The organism is Acinetobacter sp. YH12064 (assembly GCF_013419735.1).
Lineage (GTDB): Bacteria > Pseudomonadota > Gammaproteobacteria > Pseudomonadales > Moraxellaceae > Acinetobacter > Acinetobacter amyesii.
Genome location: NZ_VOZP01000007.1, coordinates 63,844 through 87,132, shown reverse-complemented (window position 1 = coordinate 87,132; position 23,289 = coordinate 63,844). Strand labels below are relative to the sequence as shown.

Here is a 23,289-nt window from a genome sequence, read left to right as displayed (position 1 = left end):
TAACGACCAAAGTCTAAATTACAAGAGATAAGGAACATTGGTAAGTTTAGCTTCGAAATAATTCGAATTAGAAAATTGCGCGCCAAGGTTCGGCGTAAGGAGAATATTATGGATGAGAGACAGGTAGAACAAATTCTACAGAATCCAAAATTTAAGGAAATGGTCAGCCGTAAAAGTAAGTTGAGCTGGACTTTGACGATCATCATGTTGGTGGTCTATGTCGGCTTTATGCTCCTTGTGGGCTATAACAAAGAGTTCTTGATGCAATCCGTGAGTGGTGGTGTGACCACGATTGGTATGCCATTAGGTCTAAGCATTATCGTATTGTCATTCTTACTGTGTGGTGTTTATTCGTATATTGCAAACAACAAGTTGGATGCATTAAACGCAGAAGCAATGCGTGAAGTAGAAGCAATTACTCAAAAAAAAGGACCGCACTAAGATGAAATGGAATTCATTGAAAGCAACAGTATTAGCGGCTCCAGCTCTACTCATGTCGAGCATGGCAATGGCTGGACCAGATTTAGGTGAAGCACAGCAACAAGCAACCAACTGGCATGCGATTATCATGTTCGCAATTTTTGTTGGCTTGACTTTGTTTATTACCAAATGGGCAGCGAAGCAAACCACCAACACAGCTGACTTCTATACTGCCGGTGGTGGTATTTCGGGTTTCCAAAATGGTTTAGCGATTGCCGGTGACTATATGTCAGCAGCATCGTTCCTCGGTATTTCCGCAATGGTATTCAGTTCAGGCTTTGACGGCTTGCTGTATTCATTGGGCTTTATGGTGGGTTGGCCAATCGTATTGTTCTTGGTGGCTGAGCGTCTGCGTAACTTAGGTAAGTTCAACTTATCTGACGTGGTGTCATTCCGTCTAGCTGAGAAACCTGTCCGTACCCTTGCAGCAGTAAGCTCGCTTGTGGTTGTAGCGTTCTACCTGATTGCACAGATGGTGGGTGCAGGTCAGTTGATTAAACTGCTATTCGGTTTGAACTACAACATTGCGGTTGTGATCGTTGGTCTACTGATGATGGCTTATGTAATCTTCGGTGGTATGTTGGCAACAACTTGGGTACAGATCATTAAAGCAGTGATGCTACTTTCTGGCGCAAGCTTCATGGCATTCATGGTCATGAAAGGCGTGGGCTTCAGCTTCTCTGAAATGTTCACTCAATCGATCCAAGTTTTCTCTAAAGTACATGACGTATCTTTAGCTGAAGCTGCAAACATTATGGGGCCGGGTAAATTGGCAGCCAACCCAATTGATGCGATCTCTCTAGGTCTTGCATTGATGTTCGGTACAGCAGGTCTTCCACACATTTTGATGCGTTTCTTTACTGTAAAAGATGCCAAAGAAGCACGTAAATCTGTGGTTGTAGCAACAGGTTTCATTGGTTACTTCTACCTACTGACTTTCATCATTGGTTTTGGTGCGATCCTTTATGTATCGAACAACCCACAATTTCTTGATGTAGCGAAAATGGCGGTAACTGGCAAGTTAGAACTTGTTGGTGGTAACAACATGGCAGCGGTTCACTTGTCTGATGCATTGGGCGGTGACTTGTTCATGGGCTTTATTTCAGCGGTAGCATTCGCAACGATTCTTGCAGTAGTTGCAGGTCTAACATTGTCTGGTGCTTCAGCAATTTCACATGACTTGTATGCAAACGTATTCAAGAAAGGTCAAACTACACCTGAATCTGAACTTCGTATGTCTAAAATCGCGACTTTAGGTCTTGCGATCTTCGCAATGATTTTAGGTATCTTGTTCGAGAAACAAAACGTTGCATTCATGGTAGGTCTTGCATTCTCTGTAGCAGCGTGTGCAAACTTCCCAGTGCTTGTATTGTCGATGTTCTGGAAAGGTTTAACGACGCGTGGTGCGGTGATTGGTGGTGTGGTTGGTCTAGCAACTGCTGTGATTCTAATTGTATTGTCTAAAGCAGTTTGGGTAGATACATTCGCAATCTCTGAAACACCAATTAACCCATTCAATGGTCCTGCTATCTTTGCAATGCCATTGGCATTCATCTGCTGCTGGTTGTTCTCTATAACTGATAATTCAGCACAAGCACAAGCTGAGCGTAAAGCATTCGATGCACAGTATGTACGTTCACAAACTGGCATTGGTATCTCTGGTGCTTCAGATCACTAATCTGAATCGCCTAAAAAGCCCCTAATAAGGGGCTTTTTTTATATTTGAGTGAATGATATGAAACAGAGGTTTGTAGACAAATCTCTGTCCTATTTGCGTGTATAATTTTCTCCATTGATCGACATTTTCCAATGGCCTTGATCATCTTGATAAGGCGAGCGCTGAATGGTGAATTGTTGAGAGAAATTATCCTGACCGATGCTAAAGCTCTGATCACCAAAACTGCTCAAATGGGCTTTTATTCGCGACTGTTCAGCACCACTGAAGGTTTGGTTGGCAATACTTTTTTCAGTATGTTCTTGATGATGATACGTCACTTCGCCCGACGCTTTGATCACTAATTCACTGTGGTTGTTTTGCCAAGTCCCCACATAATTTTCATGGCCTTTGAGGAGCGGACTGTTTTGTGTACAGGCAGAGAGCATGAGCAGACAGAGGGGTGCAAATACGAGATGTTTTTTCATAATGAAATCTACCACGTAGGAGATTCCTTTGAATATGTGCCTGAAAACTGAAACTTACAGTAGGTTTTTTGAACCTCTTTGGTAATAAGAAACCCAGCTAGAACAGTGCTCATATGGATGCTTTTTCAGATTAAGATCAACAAATTTTTGCAATAAAAAAAACTCACTTCGTGCTAATTTAAAATCAATCAGTTGATGATGCTTCAGATCGATCATTTCAGCGCATGAAAAAAATATAGAGATTGAAAATAATGCAAGGTTTTGTAGATTTTTGGAAAAGCTTTAGACTTTTACCCTCAGCATGGCTGTTACTGGTGCAGTTTCTGATCTTGGTTTTAACCGCGATTACCCGAGAAAGTCTGTCTTTTCGTGCGCTAATTTGGGTACTTGGTGTGTCGGTACTATTGATCATTGCCAAAGTGATTCGCCAAACTCCAATGTTTACGATTCTAGGACTGAGTTTTGTTGGCTGCGCCGTATTGTTTTCTACTTTGATTATGCTCGGTGTAAATCATCCCAATATTCAAATTATTGCGCATGGTTTTGAAGCATGCGCATATTTTAGTGCAGCCTATGGCTTATTACGCTATATGTTTGCCGATCGTTATTTAACCAAAGACGAACTTTTTGCAGCCGGGGCAGTATTTACCCTCATCGCATGGGGTTTTGCTTTTCTCTATAGCATTTGTCAGCTGATTTATCCGGATAGTTTTGTAAATCCTGCAGAGCCGGGTATGCAGTCGTGGTTAGATTTACTATTTTTAAGTTTTAGTTTGCAGTCTGCCACGGGCTTGTCAGATCTCATGCCTGTGAGTGCGCCAGCACGGGTGTTGGCTATGCTTCAAATGTTTTGTGGAGTGATGTATTTGGCTCTCATCGTTTCACGTTTAATAGCATTGCAATATATTGCCCATTTACCGGAACGCCATGAGCCTAAAGACAAATAATGGCAGAATAAAAAAGGACGCAAATGCGTCCTTTTTGGTATTCAGTATCTAATATGAATTAGAAACGGAATTTAGCATTTACGCCAACAGTTTGAGTGTCGCCGATAAAGCTTGTTTCAGTCGCTTTAGCTGCTTCATAGTTAGCATTTACATAGCTAGCACCAACTGCAACAGCAGGAGTGATAAAGTAGTTTACGTTCGCGCCCCAAGCTGAGTCTGGAGTACCAGCAAAGCTAGATTCAGCGTAAGAAGCACCAACGCTTAATTTAGGAGTTACGAAAAGATCAGTTTTGAATTGGTAAGCAGTGTCATCACCGTAGATGATGCCTGATTCGAAACCAATTGCCATGTTAGTGTCGTCGATTGCGCCAACATATTTAGCACGTGCAGTGATTGCGTCTTGGTCTTGGCCAATAGTTGTAGCTTCAGCAACAGCTTTAGCAACACCGTTACCCATAACGTTGAACGCGTCAACAGCAGCTTGGTCAGCAACGCTAGTGTAACCAACAGCAACTAAGAAGTTTTGAGTTGGAAGCGCACCAACTTCTAATGCATAACGGTCGCCGTTGTCTTCTAATACTTTAGATGCTTGGTTTTTAGAATCTAAAATAGTGTGGCTGTAAGACGCGCTTGCATATACAGGAACAACTTTAGTTGGAACATAAGCTTCAGCTTTAGCACCAAAGTTATGAGCAATTACGTCAACACCTTGTGAACCAACTTCGCCGTAGTTGTAAGCAACAGCTACGTTAGAAGCTTGGTTTAAGAATGCAGCTTCTGCTAAAGGGCCTTTTGTAGAGTCAACATTTTTGAAGTAGTAAGTACCTTGAACACCGCCAATAAAATCTTTGTCATTTGTAGTTGTGTCGATGTATTCTGCTTGGCCTTGAACTTCAAATTGGTAAGCTTGAGCACCGGTCATGGCTAATAATAAAGCAGTGGCTAAACCGAGTTTTTTCATGATTTTCTACCAGTTGTTACAAATGGATTAAACATTGAGCATTGTATTGTAACAATATATTAAGTCAATGATCCTAAAGGTTATTATTCAGTCTCTGACTCAGATCTTTATTTCATAATAAGAAATTCAGTTTTTACTCTAACTAATAAGTCACTGAAAAAAAATCATTGAGAACAATTAAGTAAGTTTGATTAAATTCTTAATTAAAAAAATACACTTGAAAAAATACACAACTTTTCAATCTAAAATAACAATTATTATTGTTATTTTAATTCAAAATAACATTTATTGTAGTGGGTAAATTCTAACGCTTTTCACGCATTTGAGGTAATAAATCGGGACTTTGACTGTTGAATTGTTGGGCTAAAACCACTTATTTGTATATTAAATAGACATTTTTGTTTTAAGTTTGAGGGATATGTCACTTAAATATGTGTCTTTGTGATATTTTTAATATCCTAGTGAAATACTTGGCTTTACATCAGGTTTTATTTGATTCATAATTTGCCAATCGAGTCGTCACACGGTTTAAAAGTGTGACTTTGACCCTGATTCTCCATTATTGTTTTTTATTCGCCCAGCTTTCCCCAAGGTTGGGCTTTTTTTTATTCAAAAATGCAACTTTATATTAAAGATAAAATATAGAGCAAATATCTTGTAGAAATAAATGCACTTTTATGGTGCGTTAATAATTCTATTTATCTTTCAATTAAAGTGATATAGACAAAAAAAATCCTGATTTTCAAGGAAAATCAGGATTTTTTAGCCAAAATTTTCGGGAAACTAAAATATTCTGCTGAGGAAGAAATCTAGTGTGCCCTAATACGGTGCATTCTGCACCAATTTATTGCAATTGTAAATATTTATTTAAACAAGTTAATAAAAAATATTTCGCTTTGAAATATGATGCTGTTTTTTAGCAAATTATCTCGTTCTAAAGTGATAAAAATGTGACAGATTAAGCACATTTATATAGAATTTAGAGCTATAAATGTTCACTTTACAAATTAATAAATTATTGGTCATTAATTTAAATATTCCCGCGTTTAGTTGAGAAGTGGGTTGGGGTATGCAACAAGTGTGGGGCATAAAATAGATGGAAACATTACGAACAGAGCATATTAGTAAGCGCTTGCAACTTGCGATGCTAGTAATCGTCTTGTCTATCGTATTTATCAGTGTTCCATTGATTGTGAGCAGCAATCAACATTACCTCAAAAGTGCCGAAGCGCTGAAAGAAATTCAGATGCTGAAAATGGTGGCAGATTTAACCAACCAAATTTCCCGTGAACGTGCGCCAGCTAACAGTGCAATGTCGAGTCAAGGTGAACAGCGCGAGCAAAAAATTATTGAGTTGGCTGAATATCGTCAAGGCGTTGATCGGCAATATCAAGATACACTGAAAGTTTTAAAAGAAACGGGCTTTGCACCGATCGCCCAGCAGTTAGAGTCCAATTTATATCCATATTTGTTACAGGGTCGCAAAACGGTCGATCAATATATTGCGCTGCCGACACAACAACGTGAAGCTAAAAAATTGGATCATGCCATTTTGGCGATGTTCCAAGCTTGGGATCAAAGCTATATTGCCATGCAGAAATTGGTCAATTATTCTCATGGTAAAGATACTCGTGTATCGAATTATTACACGCTGATTTTATTACTGGCAGAATTACGTGATCAGGCGGGACGAGTCGCATCAAATATTATGGCTGCGGTATCATTTCAACAGGAAATTCCAGAGCAAAATTTAGCGCGGAGTTTACAAACCCAGCGTCAAACACGCTATCTATGGGAATTGATCAATGTCGTGCAGTCTGAACATGACAAAACTCCCGAGTTTAAACAGTTACATCATGCGGTAAGGACGGAATTTTTAGATAAAGGTTTGCCAATTATTGATGGTTTGACTCAAAAAAGTCTTCAACATCAGCGTTATCACATGGATGGCACCCAGCTCACTGATGCAATGGTCAATAAATTTGTCACAGTGGTGGAATTGCAAAGTTATATTTTAGATTACAGTCTCAAAGTAGCTGCGGATGAACAACGTGAAGCGCGAAATAAATTGATTTTCACGCTTTTTGTCTCGCTCGTGTCATTACTGACTGCATTATTAACGATGTTCTATGCCAAGAAATGGGTGTTTGAACCTTTAATTCGTGCTCGTAATCAGTTATTTAAACTGGCTCGGCACCGACAAATGGATCAAGGCGTGATTGAACCTGCCAAAGTAGGTTATCTCAGTTTATTTGATGCCATTCAGCATATTGAAAACATGTTGGAACAGCGTGATGCCTTTGAATTTCAGCTTAAACATATTGCCAATACTGACTCACTCACCAATGTCGCCAATCGTTTTGCCTTAGATGAATATATTAAATTTCGCGACAGCCAAAATTCAGGCTTTTTACATACAGCACTGATCGTGATTGATATTGATCACTTTAAACAGGTGAATGACCGCTATGGGCATATTGTCGGTGATTTGGTGATTCAACATGTTGCCAATCAATTACGCCAACATATTCGTTCATACGACTTGGTGGTGCGATATGGTGGAGATGAATTTTTAGTCCTGATCGAGGGGATTGATATGCTCAAAGCTCAGCACATTGCCGAAACCATACGGCATGATATTCAGCATGTGAATTTCAATTTGGTAGAAGACGAAACCGATCTCATCGTGACGGTGAGTATTGGAGTGGCAGTGGGGGCCAAAAGCTGGATCGATTTATTAGAGCGAGCAGACCAAGCATTGTTTAAAGCCAAAGCTGCGGGGCGTGATCGTGTTTCAGTCTAAATGCAGCTTGGCAGATTCATAAAGTTAGCTAGACAAATGAATTAATCTTCATCTTTATATAATTTATTGCAGGCTTGTTGGTTCATTTGACTACCATCTTCATTCCAACACTGGGCTTGGGTAATTTTGCCTAAATCGTACTGAAGCACCGCTTCAGGTTGCCCATTGTCATACCAAATTTTATAACTGTTATGACGAACACCATTACGATAATAACCTTGGCGTTCTAGTTTGCCGTTTTCAAACCACATTTTCAGCTCGCCAATCAGTTTATTGTTTTGAAAATTGGCATAGGTCCACGGTTTACCATTACTGTACCAGCGTTGGCGCAGGCCATGCTCGATACCATTTTTATAATTTTGAGAAAAAGCCAGTTGCCCATTTGGATGCCAAATTTTGTAATCCCCCTGCGACTCACCATTGATGATGCTACTTTCTTGCTCTTTTATCCCATTGGCAAACCAAAACTCAAGTTTGCCCTCGTACTCCCCATTTTTATAAGCAATGCGGCTACGGGGTTTGCCGTTGGGGAAGAAACTTTCAAATACGCCTGAGCCTTGAATACCATCTGGAAAGTGAATGAGATGTTCACATTCACCATTTTTAATTTTGCTGTTGCTCAGAAAGATGGTGGTTAGGGCATTGCCATTGGCATAGACATATTGATTTTCAAAGATCCCTTTGTGTTGAGTCGGGGTACTGAGGGCTTTACACTGCGGCTTATCTTTCCATGGGCTAAGATCGGGGTCTTCTTGTGAGACAAATAGCACCATGTATTCGTTTAGATAGCCATCGGCAAAGCTATATATTGGACATAATAAGAGGCTGAAACTTAAGATAAATTTATTCATTGTTAGTATGCTTTTATATTATAAAATTAAAAATTATTGGTTGTTGAGTCCACGATAGGCGTCATCATAAGGATGTTTTGTTTAAAAATAAATAGTCGATATGCTGAGTTTTCGACAGATTGAAGACTGTTGAAAAGTAAACAATTCAGGTTTGAACTTCATCTTATACTATGGACTTTAAACACCATAAAAATAGTGCAATGAAAAAAATATATCTATCGTTGATGACGGTCTTGAGTTTGACTGCATGTACAGCTAATGAAGGCATGTTGGATTCATCTCAACACTTAAAACAAACCACTCAAGCCAATTTAGAAAATTCACGGGTGAGTGAGATTCCGTCTTTATTTAATCAAGCACAAACACAGGCAGTATTTGTCACATTTGATGGTCAGCGTTTAAGTCATTATGGCAATGACTTACAGCGCGCCCACACTGAATACATTCCTGCATCTACCTTTAAAATGTTAAATGCTTTAATTGGTTTGCAGCATCAGAAGGCGACAGCCAATGAAGTTTTTAAATGGAAAGGTGAAAAACGTGCTTTCCCCTCATGGGAAAAAGACCTGACTTTGGGTGAAGCCATGCAAGCATCTGCAGTTCCTGTATATCAGGAACTGGCAAGGCGAATAGGTTTGGCGTTAATGCAACAAGAAGTCAAACGGGTCGGTTTTGGCAATGCCAATATTGGCAAACAGGTGGATAATTTTTGGTTGGTCGGGCCGTTAAAGATTACACCTGAACAAGAAGCTCAATTTGCGTATCAGCTTGCGACAGAGAAATTACCGTTTGATGTCGCGGTACAAAAGCAAGTCAAAGATATGCTTTATATTGAAAGCCGTGGGGATGCGAAGTTATATGCCAAGAGTGGTTGGGGTATGGATGTGGAACCTCAAGTCGGTTGGTATACCGGTTGGGTGGATGATGGTCATGGCAAGATCACGGCGTTTAGTTTGAATTTGCAGATGGCTGCAGGGGATGATGTGGCGGAGCGTAAGCAGTTGACGTTGGATGTGTTGGATAAGTTGGGTGTGTTTCATTATTTACGTTAATTTTTTGAATTTTGAATTTTGAATTTTGAATTTTGAATTGGCACGTCCTCGCTTTGCATTAGGTTTTAGCTTCCATTGCGTAGGATTTATCTTACTTTTGAAAGCACAAAAGTAAGCAAAATGCTTTTGTTTGGTTGAAGGTAAGTCCGAACAGTTCCAGTTGAATGTATAAAATATTGGTGCGAATTTTGTTGATGGATTTAGTTAAGGTTATTTTCAAAAAAATATGCTTTTCTAAACGTCCTCGCTTTGCATTGGGTTTGAGTTTCCATTGCGTAGGAGATTCCTACTTTTGAAAGCACAAAAGTAGGCAAAATGCTTTTGTTTGACTGAGGGCACATCCGTGCTGCCCCAGTCAAACAGGCGACATCCATGTCGCCGTCATGTGGTTGAATGTTGTGAAGAACAAGAATTTATTTAGAAATGGCTTTGTTTAAGCTCGTATAAAGTGATTTTCTAGCTTCTAAAATTTCAAATCTATATTGAGCAGTTGTTTCAACATTGATAGCTCCATTTTTAAAAAGTGTATAAGCGTTAAATTTTCCGAGTAATTCGCCATAAATTCTTAGCTTTTCTTGTTGTTCAATATATCCATGTAAAAGAAGTAAACCTTCATTTTTGCTAAGCAAATTAAAGTCATTAAAAAGTGTGTGTCTTAGAGGTTTAAGTCTATCTGAAATCTCATTAAGAGCTGGTTGAGATTGTTTTGTTTCAAATTCAAAAATTGCCCAAATTTTTAAAACGAGATGATTTATTTCCTCGAGATCTTTGGAAATATTGGTCAATAAATTACGATTATATAGAAGGTTATCTTTTGCTACTGATGCTGAAATATTTGCCTTTTGATTTAAGTAGGTAATTACGCCAGTTATCAGTGCTCCTAAACCAATTTTTACGGCTGTATCAATTATCTCCAATAAAGTCATATAAATAAAAAACGGTGAATGAATCACCGTTTTATCATGCACTTAAAGGCAAGTGAATCTTATTTCAACATCGGCTTTAAGAACTTCGCTGTATGCGACACTTTATTCTTCGCAACAACTTCAGGTGTACCTTCGGCAATAATCATACCGCCACCTGCACCACCTTCAGGGCCTAAGTCCACAATCCAATCGGCGGTTTTAATCACATCCAAGTTATGCTCAATCACCACAATGGTATTGCCCTTATTACGTAGCTCATGCAGGATGTCGAGCAATTTGGCAATATCATGGAAGTGTAGACCAGTTGTTGGTTCATCAAGCACATACAAGGTTTTGCCTGTATCGCGCTTCGCCAACTCACGAGCCAATTTGACACGCTGCGCTTCACCACCTGAAAGTGTGGTTGCAGACTGACCCAAACGGATATAGCCCAAGCCCACTTGGTTCAAGGTTTCCAAACGACGGTGAATCACAGGAATAGCGTCGAAGAAATGCATCGCATCTTCCACTGTCATTTCTAACACATCTGAAATATTACGACCTTTATAGCCAACTTCTAAAGTTTCACGGTTATAGCGCTTGCCGTGGCAGGCATCACACGGTACGTACATATCAGGTAAGAAATGCATTGCGACTTTAATCATGCCGTCACCTTCGCAGGCTTCACAGCGACCACCTTTCACATTAAATGAGAAACGACCCGCCGCATAACCACGTGCTTTAGCTTCAGGGGTTTGCGCAAACAGTTCACGAATAGGGGTGAACAAACCAGTGTAAGTTGCGGGGTTTGAACGTGGTGTACGACCAATTGGGCTTTGGTCAATATCGACGACTTTATCGAGGAACTGTAAGCCGTCAATCGAGTCAAATTTTTCCGCAGTCAGTGTGGTTGCACCGTTCAATTGAGTTGCTGCAAGCGGCAATAATGTCCGGTTAATCAGGGTCGATTTGCCTGAACCTGATACACCTGTCACACATGTCATCACACCTAAAGGAATAGTCAAATCGACATTTTTCAGGTTATGACCCGCAGCGCCCATTAACTTAATTTGCTCTTCAGGTTTTGGCGGTTGTGTGCGTGTTTTCGGCACATCAATACTGAGCTTTCCTGATAGATATTGACCAGTTAATGAATCTGGATTTGCCAAAATTTCGTCATACGTCCCTTCGGCAATCACATGACCGCCATGCACACCTGCACCGGGGCCAATATCAATAATATGGTCGGCGGCACGGATCGCATCTTCATCATGTTCTACAACTAATACGGTATTACCTAAGTCACGCAAACGTACTAGGGTTTCCAATAGGCGGTCATTATCACGCTGATGCAAACCAATAGAGGGTTCATCCAGCACGTACATTACGCCCATCAGGCCCGCGCCAATTTGCGAAGCCAAACGAATACGCTGAGCTTCACCACCCGACAGTGTTTCTGCCGAACGCGATAAACTTAAATAGTTCAAACCGACAGAGACTAGGAAGTGCAAACGTTCACGAATCTCTTTGAAAATCTTGTCAGCAATTTCGCCTTTGGCACCGCTTAAGTTGAGGTCTTGATAATAGCTTTCAGCATCGCCAATCGACATCTTGGTGATTTGCGCGATGGTTTTATCTTTAACTCGGACATGGCGTGAAATTTCATTGAGACGTGAGCCACCGCAAGCATCACATGCGGCATTTGATAAATACTGTGCTAAATCCTCACGCACATAGTTCGACTCCGTTTCACGATAGCGACGCTCTAGGTGAGGTAGAATCCCTTCAAAGGCTTGCACACGTTTGTGCGAACGACCACGCTCATCAATATAGCTGAGGTCAACTTTTTCCTTGCCTGTACCATAAAGGAATTTCTTTTTGGTGTCGGCATCGAGTTCATTCCACGGTGTGTCTAAAGAATAACCAAAATGATCTGCCACTTTTTGGATCATGCTATAGTAATACGGACGTTGACGGTCCCAACCGCGAATCGCCCCTTGGCTAATCGAAACTTCATTATTGGGAATCAATTTGTCAGCACTAAAATGGCTGCGTGTGCCTAAACCATCACAAACAGGGCATGCACCGAATGGATTGTTGAAGGAAAATAGCCGTGGTTCAAGTTCACCAACGGCACGTTCACATTCAGGGCAAGAGTGCTTAGCAGAAAATACGCGATCTTCTTGTTCGCCTTTCATCCACGACAAAATGGCAATATCGCCGCCCATGCGTAAAGCCGTTTCAAAGCTTTCTGCAATCCGGTTACCGAGGTCATCACGAACTTTAAAACGGTCAACAACGACTTCGATGGTGTGCTTTTTCTTTTTGTCTAATTCGGGTGGTGTGTCGATATCAATAACTTCACCATCGACACGGGCACGGACAAAACCCTGACCTTGTAATTGTTCAAATAAGTTGGTGTATTCACCCTTACGGTCACGGACCACAGGGGCAAGCAACATAAGCGCCGTACCTTCTTCTAGACCTTTGACGGTATCAACCATTTCAGACACAGTCTGAGCCACCATCGGGAGGTCATGTTCAGGACAATACGGCGTGCCGACACGGGCATAGAGTAGACGTAAATAGTCGTAAATTTCGGTGATTGTTCCCACTGTTGAGCGTGGGTTGTGGCTCGTTGATTTTTGTTCGATGGCAATCGCAGGACTCAAGCCTTCAATCGAGTCAACTTCGGGCTTTTCCATTTGCGAAAGGAATTGGCGTGCATAGGCAGATAAGGACTCAACATAGCGACGTTGACCTTCAGCATACAAGGTATCAAAAGCCAAAGAGGACTTCCCTGAACCAGAAAGACCCGTAATGACCACAAACTTGTCGCGTGGAATATCGAGTGACACATTTTTTAAGTTATGGGTACGTGCGCCTCGAATACGGATATGGCTTTGGCTCATGCAAGGGGTCCTAAAATATTCATCGAAAAACCTATATATGATAGCGCATGAAAAATGTTCAAGTGTAATTTAAACCTAGATTTATGCGTGACTTTGTGAGAAAAAAGGCCGAATCAAAATATAGCTGTCTGTGCCGATGCCCTAAAACATCCGCAAATCAGCAATCTAGGACTTTTAACATGAAATGGCAACTTCATCTCAATCCAACATTAGGTGTGATGGGTTTATTGATGTGTAGTGTGTTTTTGAGTGCATGTACCCCGAACCACACACCGAAAGCGCAAAAATATGACAGCTTAGAACAAGCAACTTTGGCGCTGAATACCGAAAGTGAAAAAATTGATCTGTATATTGCGAAATTAGGTCAAGCCAAAACAGAAGCTGAAAAAAAGCAGCTGGCTTGCGAAAAAATTCCTCAACAGTTTGATTTGGTTTTGGCAATTGTTGAAAACAATCAACATTTGATGAGTGCTGAAGATTTAAAAGTTCAAGCGCAGTTTAAGCAAATGGCTGAGCAACAAAAGGCGCGCTTTACATCTAGCCTGTGGTGTAAAGGTGCATAAATATAAAAGCGCTGTGACTGTTTTGAGTTCATCGTTTAAATCTCCTGTGTCATGCGCATAACAATCCATTGGAAAATCTCAGGACTATCGCAGAAAAGGCGTAAAATGCAGTTTTCTCGAAACTATAGAATGCCATGTTGTCCTTATTTCTCAAAAGCTTAATGGGTGCCTTTGTTGTGGTATTAATCGCTTTGCTGTCTAAAAGTAAGGCGTTTTATATTGCAGGTTTGGTTCCATTGTTTCCGACTTTTGCGTTGATTGCTCATGTAATTGTGGCAAATGATCAGGGTGCAGCCGCATTACAAAAAACAGCACTGTTTGGACTCTGGTCTCTCATCCCATATTTCATTTATTTATTGATGGTGTATCTGCTCGCAACACGTATGAACTTAACGGCATGTTTGAGTGTAGCAACGTTGAGTTGGGTGCTTGCTGCGGCTGTTTTGATTTATGCATGGCAGAGTTTTCAGTAAGCATCGAACGCCTATATCGATGCTGATTCAGATCAATTTTTTATGGGTTCTAGATCATTTATAAAACTATAGATTTGGCTAAAATTATGATGAATTTCCAATCGTTAAATGTGTGATTTTAAATGTAAGTATTTGAATAATTAATTATAATTCTGACAGAACAGCAAATAATCATGATAAGAGCAAATAATGTTAAAACAATTTTGGGTGATCATCTGCCTCATGTTTTCAAGCCAAATCCTGTGGGCTGAAGACAGTCAAATCCTCGCGTTTGAACAGTTTATTGACCCTGCAGCCGAGCAGCGTTATAGCGTGAGCGTGCCTGCGGTCGGGCAAAATGAACAGCTATGGTCTGTGGTATATATGGTGCTACAAACCAACCAAGTTCCTGACAATACTGTTCTGGACTTTAAAGTCGTTCCCCAAGGTTTATTATCGAAAAATAATCCTGCACAAAAAATACAAGAGTATGCTTTTGATGGTGTACAGTTGGCACAGAAAAAAGACTATGTACTGTCCCAATTCTCCGATTTGAGTGAACAACTGGAAGATCAAACGGGCAAGAAAGTGCAGGATGCATCGCTCTTTGATACCAGTCGTGCCCATGTATATGCTCGCGTCGAAGATTGGGTGCCTGACTATAATGCACAAGCAACTCAACTGAATATTGAACTGGGTAAACTGAATGAAATGCAGGTGAAAGGGCTGTATTTGATTTTAGGTAAAGGCGAGAAACCTAAGGATCTATTGGCCATTGCTCAACTAGATCCGATGATCAAATCACAATTTCATTCAGAAGAAATGCAGGAACGCAAAGCAGCGCGCAGTGAATTGCGTGAAGCACGTTTGGCGATTTTTTTGGTGATTATCGCGATGGGGATTTTCCTCGGATGGTATCGTTTTAAACGCTAATGCCTGAAATGATCGTGCAAGGTCATTCTAAAAACCGAATCTAACCATATTAAAAAAGGATCTAAAAGCAATTTTAGATCCTTAAATTTTTATACAGCTTAAATCACAGGTTTATTCAACGGGCCATGTGCGCTGTTGATACGCGCTGTCCCAGAACATCCATTCTAATTTTGCTCCGTTTGTGTAAGCGGCATGCATCTTTTCAAGCGTATCTGCATCGCAGCGGGCTGCCACTCGATCAATGGTTTGAATCACGTTTTGCACAGCAGTATTGAAGTCTTCACCTGAGTAGGTGTCGATCCATGCTTGGTAAGGGTTATTAGGCACAGATTGGCTGACAATGGCTTTGCCGACTTCAGCATAGATCCAAAAGCAAGGCAGGAGTGAGGCAAGGACCACAGGGTAACTTTCTGACCATGCTGTCGCTGTTAGAAACGAAGTGTAATGATGGCAGGCAAGGGTCAGTGGAGTATTTTCAAACTGTTCTTTGCTGATGTTAAAACCTTGCATAAAGTCATTGTGCAGACTGCGTTCCACCACGATGGCAATTTTTGCTGCTTCAGAAAACTGAATCACATCGTCGGCATCAAACGCCTTGGCTGCACACACTGCAAGCGCACGACCATAGGCCAATAAATAATGGGCATCCTGAATGACATAGTGGCAAAAGGCATCGCGGCTTAAATTGCCCTGAGCCAATTCCTGATTAAAAGGTAGATGGAGTATCTGCTGATATAACGCAGTATTACGTTGCCAAACTTCTTCAGAAAAACGCATTGAACATTCCTGTCGTTAAAAATGAAAGACGGGTCTACACCATGATGCGATGTAATTGAGAGCCTCCATCTTAGAGCGTTTATTCAAAATGTAACGAATAATTTTTGGTTTCAATCCTGAAAAGCGGCATAATTGCGCCATAAACTTAGCTTCAAACTGGGTATTCCCTCATTTTGAAATCTTATTGAATGAATAGGTCGATCTATCATGATGAAACATTTTGGTTTCTCAATCGTCTTTACGATCGTGTGTCTTGCCATTTCTGCATATTGGGGTCTGAATCATGGCCCAAATGCAGGTGTGCAAGCCATGCTGACAGCACTGACCATCACTGCCATTTTAGCGGTGATGGAAGTGTCTTTGTCTTTTGACAATGCCGTTGTCAATGCATCTGTACTCCGTGGTTGGGATCATTTTTGGAAAATGATTTTCTTAACCGTCGGGATCGTGATTGCTGTATTCGGTATGCGTCTGATTTTCCCAATTGTGATCGTGGCTGTTACTGCAGACATGGGCGCTATGGAAGTGGTGCAATTGGCATTGAATAATCCAATTGAATACTCTGCAAAATTGATGGCACATCATGCAGAAATTGCGGCCTTTGGTGGTGCTTTCTTATTGTTGGTGTTCCTGAACTTCTTCTTAGATGAAGGGAAAGATACCCATTGGTTCCGTTGGTTAGAGCGCCGTTTGGCCAATCTTGCGAACGTTCCTGCGATGTCCGTGTTTATTGCCCTAATTGCGTTATTGATAATGGCAGCAAACGTGGCCGAAGCCTCTCGTCTAGCGGTAGTGATGGCGGGTATCTGGGGGATCGTGGTGTATATCGGTGTCCAAGTACTGAGTCATTTATTGGGTGGTGAACCTGAAGTTGATGAAAACGGTAATGCGGTTGGACATGACGCAAATGGCGTACCGACGGGCGTGATCAAAGCAGGTTTTGGTGGTTTCCTTTACCTTGAAGTACTCGATGCCTCATTCAGTTTTGATGGTGTGATTGGTGCATTTGCGATTACCTCTGATGTGGTAATCATTATGCTCGGTCTTGCTATTGGTGCTATGTTCGTGCGTTCAATGACCATTTACTTAGTGGATAAAGGCACCTTAGATGCTTATATCTTCCTTGAACATGGTGCGCATTATGCGATTGGTGCTTTGGCCTTCATTATGTTGGCGAGTGGCACAGGTCTTCATGTCCCTGAAGTGGTAACGGGTCTAATTGGTGTGGCATTTATTGTTTGGGCTGTGATTGCCTCAATTCAATATAAAAAGCGTCAAGAAAATCTAGGCTAATTTAAATTTGCCTAAAATCTCCCAAAAAGCGCAGCGTCAGCTGCGCTTTTTATTTGTCCAATCATCAGGATATTTAAAATCAATAAAAATCCTGCTTCGCTTTAAGCTGAATGTCCTATAATCCCATTCCAAGATTAATGAATTTTTAACCAGCTATGATGAATGCTCTTGAACGACGCTCAACTTTTGCTTTGAGTAGTATTTTCGCCTTACGTATGCTGGGGCTGTTCATGATTATTCCTGTTTTCTCTGTGGCAGGTCAGCAATATGCAGGGGCAACACCGGCACTCATTGGTTTAGCGGTGGGTGTCTATGGGTTGACCCAAGCGATTTTACAGATTCCGTTTAGTTTGATTGCAGACCGTTATAGCCGTAAACCGTTGGTGGTGATCGGGCTGCTGTTGTTTGCTTTAGGCGGTGCAATTGCGGCGATGTCCGATAGCATCTATGGCGTAATTATCGGGCGTGCGATTGCCGGTGGTGGTGCTGTATCTGCCGTAGTGATGGCTTTGTTAGCCGATGTCACACGTGAAGAACAACGTACTAAAGCCATGGCCATGATGGGGATGAGTATCGGTTTGTCCTTTGTGGTCGCGTTCAGCCTTGGGCCTTGGCTCACAGGTTTAGTCGGCATCTCGGGTTTATTTTGGGTGACCACCATCATGGGACTTGCCGCGATTGCGATGTTGCTATTGGTACCGAAAGTAACGCGTCATCATAAAAATTTTCAACAAGGTTATCTGACGCAGTTAAAGCAAGTACTGAAAATGCCTGATCTAAATCGTTTACATGTTTCAGTCTTTTCATTGCATTTACTGCTCACAGCGATGTTTATCTATGTGCCTTCTCAGTTGATTGACTTTGCCAATATTCCATTACATTCACATGGTCTGGTGTATTTGCCGCTTTTGGTCGTGAGCCTGTTTTTTGCCTTTCCAAGTATTATTTTGGCGGAAAAATATCGCAAAATGCGCGGCATTTTCTTGACCGCCATTGGTGGCATTATTTTAGGATTGGGCATCTTAATTTTTGGTTTCGAATCAAAATATATTTTGCTGACAGGCTTAGGTTTATTCTTTATCGCATTTAATGTGATGGAGGCATTATTACCGTCATGGTTATCGAAAGCAGCTCCAATTCAATCCAAAGCGACTGCCATGGGGGTGAACGCCAGCAGTCAGTTTCTGGGGGCATTTTTTGGTGGTATGATTGGTGGGCAACTTCTATTGCTAAATGATACGGCAATGGGATGGGGCATCCTGACAGGGCTAGCCATTTTATGGTTGATCATTAGTTTTGGGTTGGCTCAGCCGCGTTATTTATCGTCTATGGTGTTTAGTTTGCCTGAAGATAAAGAAACGGATGAATGGACTTCTCAGCTTTTAGCAATTCGTGGTATTGAAGAAGTTGTGGTGATGTCTGACCAGCAAGTGGCTTATGTAAAAGTGGATAAGCAGCAGATGGATGAATCTGCGCGACAACATTTAACGCACTTGTTAGGGAAAGAGGTAGCCATTTAAGCATAACTCTTATAAAGTAAATAATAGAAACAAATAGGAAGAATACGTCTGATGCGTGGTGTAAATAAGGTCATTTTAGTTGGTACTTTGGGTCGTGACCCTGAAACAAAAACTTTCCCAAATGGTGGTTCTCTCACTCAGTTTTCAATTGCAACGAGTGATTCATGGACAGATAAAAATACAGGTGAACGTAAAGAGCAAACAGAATGGCACCGTATTGTGTTACATAACCGCTTAGGTGAAATTGCACAGCAATATTTGCGCAAAGGTTCTAAAGTGTATATTGAAGGTTCATTACGTACTCGTCAGTGGACAGATCAAGGCGGTCAAGAGCGTTACACGACTGAAATTCGTGGTGAACAAATGCAAATGCTTGACAATAATCGCCAACAAGGCGAACAAGGTCAAGGCGGTGATTTTGGTCAGCCTCGTTTTAATAATCAACAAGGTGGTTATAACAATAACCAAAACCAAGGTGGCTACGGTAATAGCTCAAACCAAGGCGGTTATGGCAATAACCAACCGGCTCAAGGCAATAGCTATGGCAATAACAACCCAGGTGGTTTTGCGCCAAAACAACAGCCTGCACCGACACCGGCTCCTGCAGCAGCAGATTTAGATGACGACTTACCGTTTTAATGAACCTTAAACACAGCGTTTAAAACGGTAGACCATCATCAAAAAAAGCCCTCAATCTTGAGGGTTTTTTTATGTGTATCTAAATGTTTGCCAGTACTGTGTTCAGCATTGAGCGAATAGATTATTGATTGGTAGCGTCGATTAAAATCTAATATTAATATAAATAATAAATCTAAAAATCCGATAGTTTTTATAAAAAAGTTCGGTTTTACCTATGATTTGATAAGTTGTATTCTAGCTTCAACAGATAAGCAATCCCTGAAATGAGTTAGAGGAATATCAAATGAGTTTAATTAATACTGAAGTAAAACCATTTAACGCTACCGCTTACCAAGACGGTCAATTTATTGAAGTTTCAGAAAAAGACTTCTACGGTAAATGGTCTGTGGTGTTTTTCTATCCTGCTGACTTTACTTTTGTATGTCCAACAGAATTAGGCGATCTTGCTGATCACTATGCTGAATTCAAAAAAATGGGCGTAGAAATTTATTCAGTATCTACTGATACACACTTCACGCATAAAGCTTGGCACGATTCTTCTGAAGAAATTAAGAAAATCGAATACCCAATGGTTGGCGATCCAACTTGGACACTTGCGAAAAACTTTGATGTTTTAATTGAAGCGGATGGTCTTGCTGACCGTGGTACTTTCGTAATTGACCCTGAAGGTAAAATCCAAATCGTTGAAATCAATGCAGGTGGTATTGGTCGTGATGCTTCTGAATTGATGCGTAAAGTAAAAGCTGCTCAATATGTACATGCACACCCAGGTGAAGTATGTCCTGCAAAATGGAAAGAAGGTGAAGCGACGCTTGCACCATCGATCGACCTAGTGGGTAAAATCTAATTTGGTGATCCAACCGTAGATTTAAAAAAGCCAGAACTCAGTTCTGGCTTTTTTGTGGTTTAGATCATTAGACTAAATAGCCATCATGTTCTGGAGCATAGCCACGAACTCCATCGACTAAATAGTCAATTAATCTTTCCATGACTAGGCGTTGACCTTTGCGCGAAGCATATACCAATTGCACCGTACCGACATTTGAGCACCATTCGGGGAAGAGGTGAATTAAACGACCTGCCTCAATATCTGCTTGCACGGTTAAATAGGGTAAGTCTGCAATGCCTAAACCATCGAGTGCTGCATAATAAGTACCGGCTAAGTCATTGCTTTTAATCCGAGGCTGTAAGGCAATTTCAATCTGTTCTTGCTGTCCCGTATGATGCAAATGCCATTGATAGCGGTTTTTCTGTGTGCCCAAAACGATACTCGGAAATTCTGTCAATTCGGTAATATGCTTTAACTCGCGTCCTTGTAAAAGTTCAGGACTAATCACTAAGCAATGCACGGTTTTAATCACGTCACGTACAATAATACTCGAGTCTTCATTCTTACTAAAATTGGTGCGAATCGCCAAATCAATGTCGTCATGTAAGACATCCACACGGCGGCTAGACAGCTCGAGTTCGACCTGAACTTTGGGATGATCTTTTAAAAACTGATTTAACAAGGGGCGAATTTGATGTTCCATCATGACTGGTGGACAGCTAATTTTAACCAAGCCTTCAAGTTCACTTTTTTGCTTCAAGAGCACCTGATGCGCACATTCGACTTGTTCGATCACTTTTATGCATTCTTCATACAATTCTTGGCCTAATGTCGTGACCTTAAAGTGTCGGGTAGAACGCTGAATAAGGGTGACATTATATTTGGCTTCAAGATCTAAAATGCGTCGGCTTAATTTTGATTTTGTAATATTCGATGCTTCACTTGCAGCGCTAAAACCGCCATGTTTCACCACCAAGTAAAAGTAGTAATAGTCATCAAATGAATGCATGGATCACCTTATGCAGTGAAAAATTATTTCAATTCCAATTATCATACGTCAATTTATACATCAGGTATAAAAAAAGCGGCTCGAAGCCGCTTTTTACTACTGGAGGATTATTTCTTTTCAGTATTTTGCGTATAGCTGTTGATGAGGTTACGGTAGTCTGGAATATGGTTGCCGAAAAGCGCACCTAAACCTTCAATATCATTACGCCAGTCACGGTGTAATTCACACGCGGTACCAAACCACGTCATGAGCTGTGCACCCGCTTGCGTCATACGTTCCCACGCTGAGTCGCGGGTTAAATGGTTGAAAGTACCTGAAGCATCGGTCACCACAAAGACGTCAAAGTCTTCTTCTAAAGCAGACAAGGTTGGGAATGCCACACAAACCTCAGTCACTACACCGGCAATAATCAATTGTTTTTTGCCGGTTGCTTTGACTGCTTTCACAAAATCTTCATTATCCCAAGCATTAATTTGACCTGGTCGTGCAATATAAGGTGCGTCAGGGAACATTTCTTTGAGTTCTGGAACCAATGGCCCGTTTGGACCTTGTTCAAAACTGGTGGTGAGAATTGTTGGAAGATTAAAATATTTCGCGGCTGCAGCAAGTGCGAGCACATTATTTTTAAATTTATCTGGATCAATATCGCGAACCAATGAAAGTAGACCTGTTTGATGGTCAACTAAAAGTACCGCGGCATTGTCTTTGTCTAAACGAACGTAAGGTTTGCCCATTTTATTGTCCTCTTTCCTGTTTGCAAGTACGCAGGATCAGATGAAGTCTGCGTGTTAACTCGATTTAGCATAGCTATAAAAATGGGATAATGGAATGGGTTTAAATGAGAAAAACAATCATAAAATTGGGATAATTTATTGTTGAATATGACTTAAACCCCTATATTTTCCAAATCAATGCTTGTTTTTGAGTAAATTTTAGATTGTATTACTGATTATTGTTCTATATTTGAGATATATAATGCTATTTGGATGATGGTCAGCAAGTATTTCAAAGCTTAAAATAAGCGCTATGTTCATCCTATCGTATGAATATAGGAGCTAAGAAATGAAAAAAGTAATTGGTGTTTATCGTAATCAGCAAATGCATTGGGTGGGTGATGGTTTTCCAGTCAAAAGCTTATTCTCCTATGATCGTCTAGGTCAGGCCATTAGCCCATTTTTGCTTTTGGATTATGCGGCACCTTATCAGTTCGATCCCACCACTGCACAGCATGGCGTGGGTTCACATCCACATCGTGGTTTTGAAACCGTGACTATCGCCTACAGCGGTGAAGTGACTCATAAAGACTCAAGTGGTGGTGGCGGCACAATTCAAACGGGCGATGTGCAATGGATGACCGCAGGTTCGGGTTTGGTACATGAAGAATTTCATTCGCCTGAATTTGCTCAAGCAGGTGGTCTTTTTGAGATGGTTCAATTGTGGGTGAATTTACCGGCAAAAGACAAAATGACTCAGCCTCGTTATCAAGCGATCACGCGCCAAGATATTCCACGCATAGACATGGATGAAGGTGCAGGCCATATTCGGGTGATTGCCGGTGAAATGGGTGGTCACCTTGGGCCAGCACAGACCTTTAGTCCAGTGAATGTCTGGGATGGTGAGTTGAAAGCTCAATATGAAACCACCTTACATGTACCTGAAGGGCATAACACCATTTTGGTGGTCTTGAAGGGTGAGGTTGTGGTGAATGAAAGCCATAAAGTGCAAGACAGTTCGATGGTCATGTTTGCCAAAGACGATATCGCCATTCAGCTACAAGCGTTGCAGGACACACAATTTTTGTTGCTTAGCGGTGAGCCACTAAATGAGCCGATTCAAGGTTATGGCCCATTTGTGATGAATAGCAAAGCTGAAATCATTCAAGCCTTTGATGATTTCAATAACGGAAAATTTGGTGAAATTGCGCTGGCGCATGAAGCTTAAGCGAAATTCATGACATTGAAATAGCCGAAAAAAAAGCCTCTGAACAGTCAGAGGCTTTTTTATTGAGCGCTGTAGTATTTATTGTTGTCATGATTTAAATATCATTTTACTTTTTATAAATTGTGATGAATTTATCACTTTCTTATGTGGCGCATCTTAGCGGTACTTGGCTTTAAAGTAAACCAAAAGTTATAAAAATGGTTAATTTAATTGTTTGGTTTTATAGGGTAATTAAAATTTTAAAGAAAAATATGTTTAAAAAACAAAGCTTAAATTGTGT

21 protein-coding genes are annotated in these 23,289 nt (G+C 40.9%); 13 read left to right on the top strand and 8 right to left on the bottom strand.

Annotated features, from left to right (window positions below):
* The first annotated feature begins 108 nt into the window (after positions 1–108).
* A complete protein-coding gene (locus FTU13_RS08735; protein ID WP_180127386.1) occupies positions 109–441 on the top strand; it encodes a DUF485 domain-containing protein in 333 nt (110 codons plus the stop codon).
* A 1-nt stretch (position 442) separates the two neighbouring features.
* Positions 443–2,158 carry a cation acetate symporter gene (locus FTU13_RS08730; protein ID WP_180127384.1) on the top strand — a complete coding sequence of 572 codons (1,716 nt, stop codon included), beginning with the start codon at positions 443–445 and terminating at the stop codon, positions 2,156–2,158.
* An 89-nt stretch (positions 2,159–2,247) separates the two neighbouring features.
* On the opposite strand, the gene FTU13_RS08725 is transcribed toward FTU13_RS08730, so the two are convergent.
* Complete coding sequence (locus FTU13_RS08725; protein ID WP_180127382.1) at positions 2,248–2,622, bottom strand: hypothetical protein; 375 nt, start codon at positions 2,620–2,622, stop codon at positions 2,248–2,250.
* 251 nt (positions 2,623–2,873) lie between these two features.
* Between FTU13_RS08725 and FTU13_RS08720 the strand changes: the two genes are divergently transcribed.
* Positions 2,874–3,569: an ion channel gene (locus FTU13_RS08720; protein ID WP_180008803.1), complete on the top strand. Its 696-nt coding sequence runs from the start codon at positions 2,874–2,876 to the stop codon at positions 3,567–3,569.
* 58 nt (positions 3,570–3,627) lie between these two features.
* Here FTU13_RS08720 and omp33-36 read toward each other — a convergent pair whose 3' ends face one another.
* Positions 3,628–4,530 (bottom strand): porin Omp33-36, encoded by a 903-nt coding sequence (gene omp33-36 / locus FTU13_RS08715; protein WP_180127380.1) that lies wholly within the window; start codon positions 4,528–4,530, stop codon positions 3,628–3,630.
* Positions 4,531–5,626: 1,096 nt separating this feature from the next.
* Between omp33-36 and FTU13_RS08710 the strand changes: the two genes are divergently transcribed.
* Positions 5,627–7,333 (top strand): GGDEF domain-containing protein, encoded by a 1,707-nt coding sequence (locus FTU13_RS08710; protein ID WP_180127378.1) that lies wholly within the window; start codon positions 5,627–5,629, stop codon positions 7,331–7,333.
* Positions 7,334–7,374: 41 nt separating this feature from the next.
* Here FTU13_RS08710 and FTU13_RS08705 read toward each other — a convergent pair whose 3' ends face one another.
* The gene (locus tag FTU13_RS08705) at positions 7,375–8,184 is read right to left on the bottom strand and encodes a toxin-antitoxin system YwqK family antitoxin (RefSeq protein ID WP_180127376.1); all 810 of its coding nucleotides are present in this window, start codon (positions 8,182–8,184) and stop codon (positions 7,375–7,377) included.
* Positions 8,185–8,384: 200 nt separating this feature from the next.
* Between FTU13_RS08705 and blaOXA the strand changes: the two genes are divergently transcribed.
* Positions 8,385–9,236 carry a class D beta-lactamase gene (gene blaOXA, locus FTU13_RS08700; RefSeq protein ID WP_373423836.1) on the top strand — a complete coding sequence of 284 codons (852 nt, stop codon included), beginning with the start codon at positions 8,385–8,387 and terminating at the stop codon, positions 9,234–9,236.
* Between the two features lie 413 nt (positions 9,237–9,649).
* Here blaOXA and FTU13_RS08695 read toward each other — a convergent pair whose 3' ends face one another.
* Both FTU13_RS08695 and uvrA read right to left on the bottom strand, forming a co-directional pair.
* Complete coding sequence (locus tag FTU13_RS08695; RefSeq protein WP_180127374.1) at positions 9,650–10,189, bottom strand: hypothetical protein; 540 nt, start codon at positions 10,187–10,189, stop codon at positions 9,650–9,652.
* A 32-nt stretch (positions 10,190–10,221) separates the two neighbouring features.
* Positions 10,222–13,053 (bottom strand): excinuclease ABC subunit UvrA, encoded by a 2,832-nt coding sequence (gene uvrA, locus FTU13_RS08690; RefSeq protein ID WP_180088773.1) that lies wholly within the window; start codon positions 13,051–13,053, stop codon positions 10,222–10,224.
* A gap of 179 nt (positions 13,054–13,232) precedes the next feature.
* On the opposite strand from uvrA, the gene FTU13_RS08685 reads away from it, so the two are divergent.
* From FTU13_RS08685 to FTU13_RS08675, 3 genes are all read left to right on the top strand, one after another.
* Positions 13,233–13,616: a hypothetical protein gene (locus FTU13_RS08685; protein ID WP_180127372.1), complete on the top strand. Its 384-nt coding sequence runs from the start codon at positions 13,233–13,235 to the stop codon at positions 13,614–13,616.
* 134 nt (positions 13,617–13,750) lie between these two features.
* Positions 13,751–14,089 (top strand): GlpM family protein, encoded by a 339-nt coding sequence (locus tag FTU13_RS08680; protein ID WP_180127370.1) that lies wholly within the window; start codon positions 13,751–13,753, stop codon positions 14,087–14,089.
* Positions 14,090–14,278: 189 nt separating this feature from the next.
* Positions 14,279–15,001, top strand: a complete 723-nt coding sequence (locus FTU13_RS08675; RefSeq protein WP_180127368.1) for a hypothetical protein — start codon at positions 14,279–14,281, stop codon at positions 14,999–15,001.
* A 111-nt stretch (positions 15,002–15,112) separates the two neighbouring features.
* Here the strand turns inward: FTU13_RS08675 and tenA are convergent, their stop codons facing one another.
* Positions 15,113–15,778 carry a thiaminase II gene (gene tenA / locus FTU13_RS08670; RefSeq protein ID WP_180127366.1) on the bottom strand — a complete coding sequence of 222 codons (666 nt, stop codon included), beginning with the start codon at positions 15,776–15,778 and terminating at the stop codon, positions 15,113–15,115.
* A gap of 207 nt (positions 15,779–15,985) precedes the next feature.
* Between tenA and FTU13_RS08665 the strand changes: the two genes are divergently transcribed.
* The 4 genes from FTU13_RS08665 (at position 15,986) to ahpC (ending at position 20,077) form a co-directional block, all read left to right on the top strand.
* The gene (locus FTU13_RS08665; protein WP_078193178.1) at positions 15,986–17,071 is read left to right on the top strand and encodes a DUF475 domain-containing protein; all 1,086 of its coding nucleotides are present in this window, start codon (positions 15,986–15,988) and stop codon (positions 17,069–17,071) included.
* Between the two features lie 155 nt (positions 17,072–17,226).
* Positions 17,227–18,591, top strand: coding sequence for an MFS transporter (locus FTU13_RS08660; protein ID WP_111884498.1), 1,365 nt, complete (start codon positions 17,227–17,229; stop codon positions 18,589–18,591).
* A 51-nt stretch (positions 18,592–18,642) separates the two neighbouring features.
* Positions 18,643–19,230, top strand: coding sequence for a single-stranded DNA-binding protein (ssb, locus tag FTU13_RS08655; protein WP_078193176.1), 588 nt, complete (start codon positions 18,643–18,645; stop codon positions 19,228–19,230).
* Between the two features lie 283 nt (positions 19,231–19,513).
* On the top strand, positions 19,514–20,077 hold the full coding sequence (ahpC, locus tag FTU13_RS08650; protein ID WP_078190520.1) for an alkyl hydroperoxide reductase subunit C: 564 nt from the start codon (positions 19,514–19,516) through the stop codon (positions 20,075–20,077).
* A gap of 67 nt (positions 20,078–20,144) precedes the next feature.
* On the opposite strand, the gene FTU13_RS08645 is transcribed toward ahpC, so the two are convergent.
* Entirely contained in the window at positions 20,145–21,068 is a 924-nt protein-coding gene (locus FTU13_RS08645; protein WP_180025069.1) for a LysR substrate-binding domain-containing protein, read from the bottom strand.
* A gap of 107 nt (positions 21,069–21,175) precedes the next feature.
* The gene (gene ycaC / locus FTU13_RS08640) at positions 21,176–21,802 is read right to left on the bottom strand and encodes an isochorismate family cysteine hydrolase YcaC (RefSeq protein WP_078193174.1); all 627 of its coding nucleotides are present in this window, start codon (positions 21,800–21,802) and stop codon (positions 21,176–21,178) included.
* Positions 21,803–22,130: 328 nt separating this feature from the next.
* Between ycaC and FTU13_RS08635 the strand changes: the two genes are divergently transcribed.
* Complete coding sequence (locus tag FTU13_RS08635; protein ID WP_078190517.1) at positions 22,131–23,009, top strand: pirin family protein; 879 nt, start codon at positions 22,131–22,133, stop codon at positions 23,007–23,009.
* Positions 23,010–23,289 lie beyond the last annotated feature (280 nt).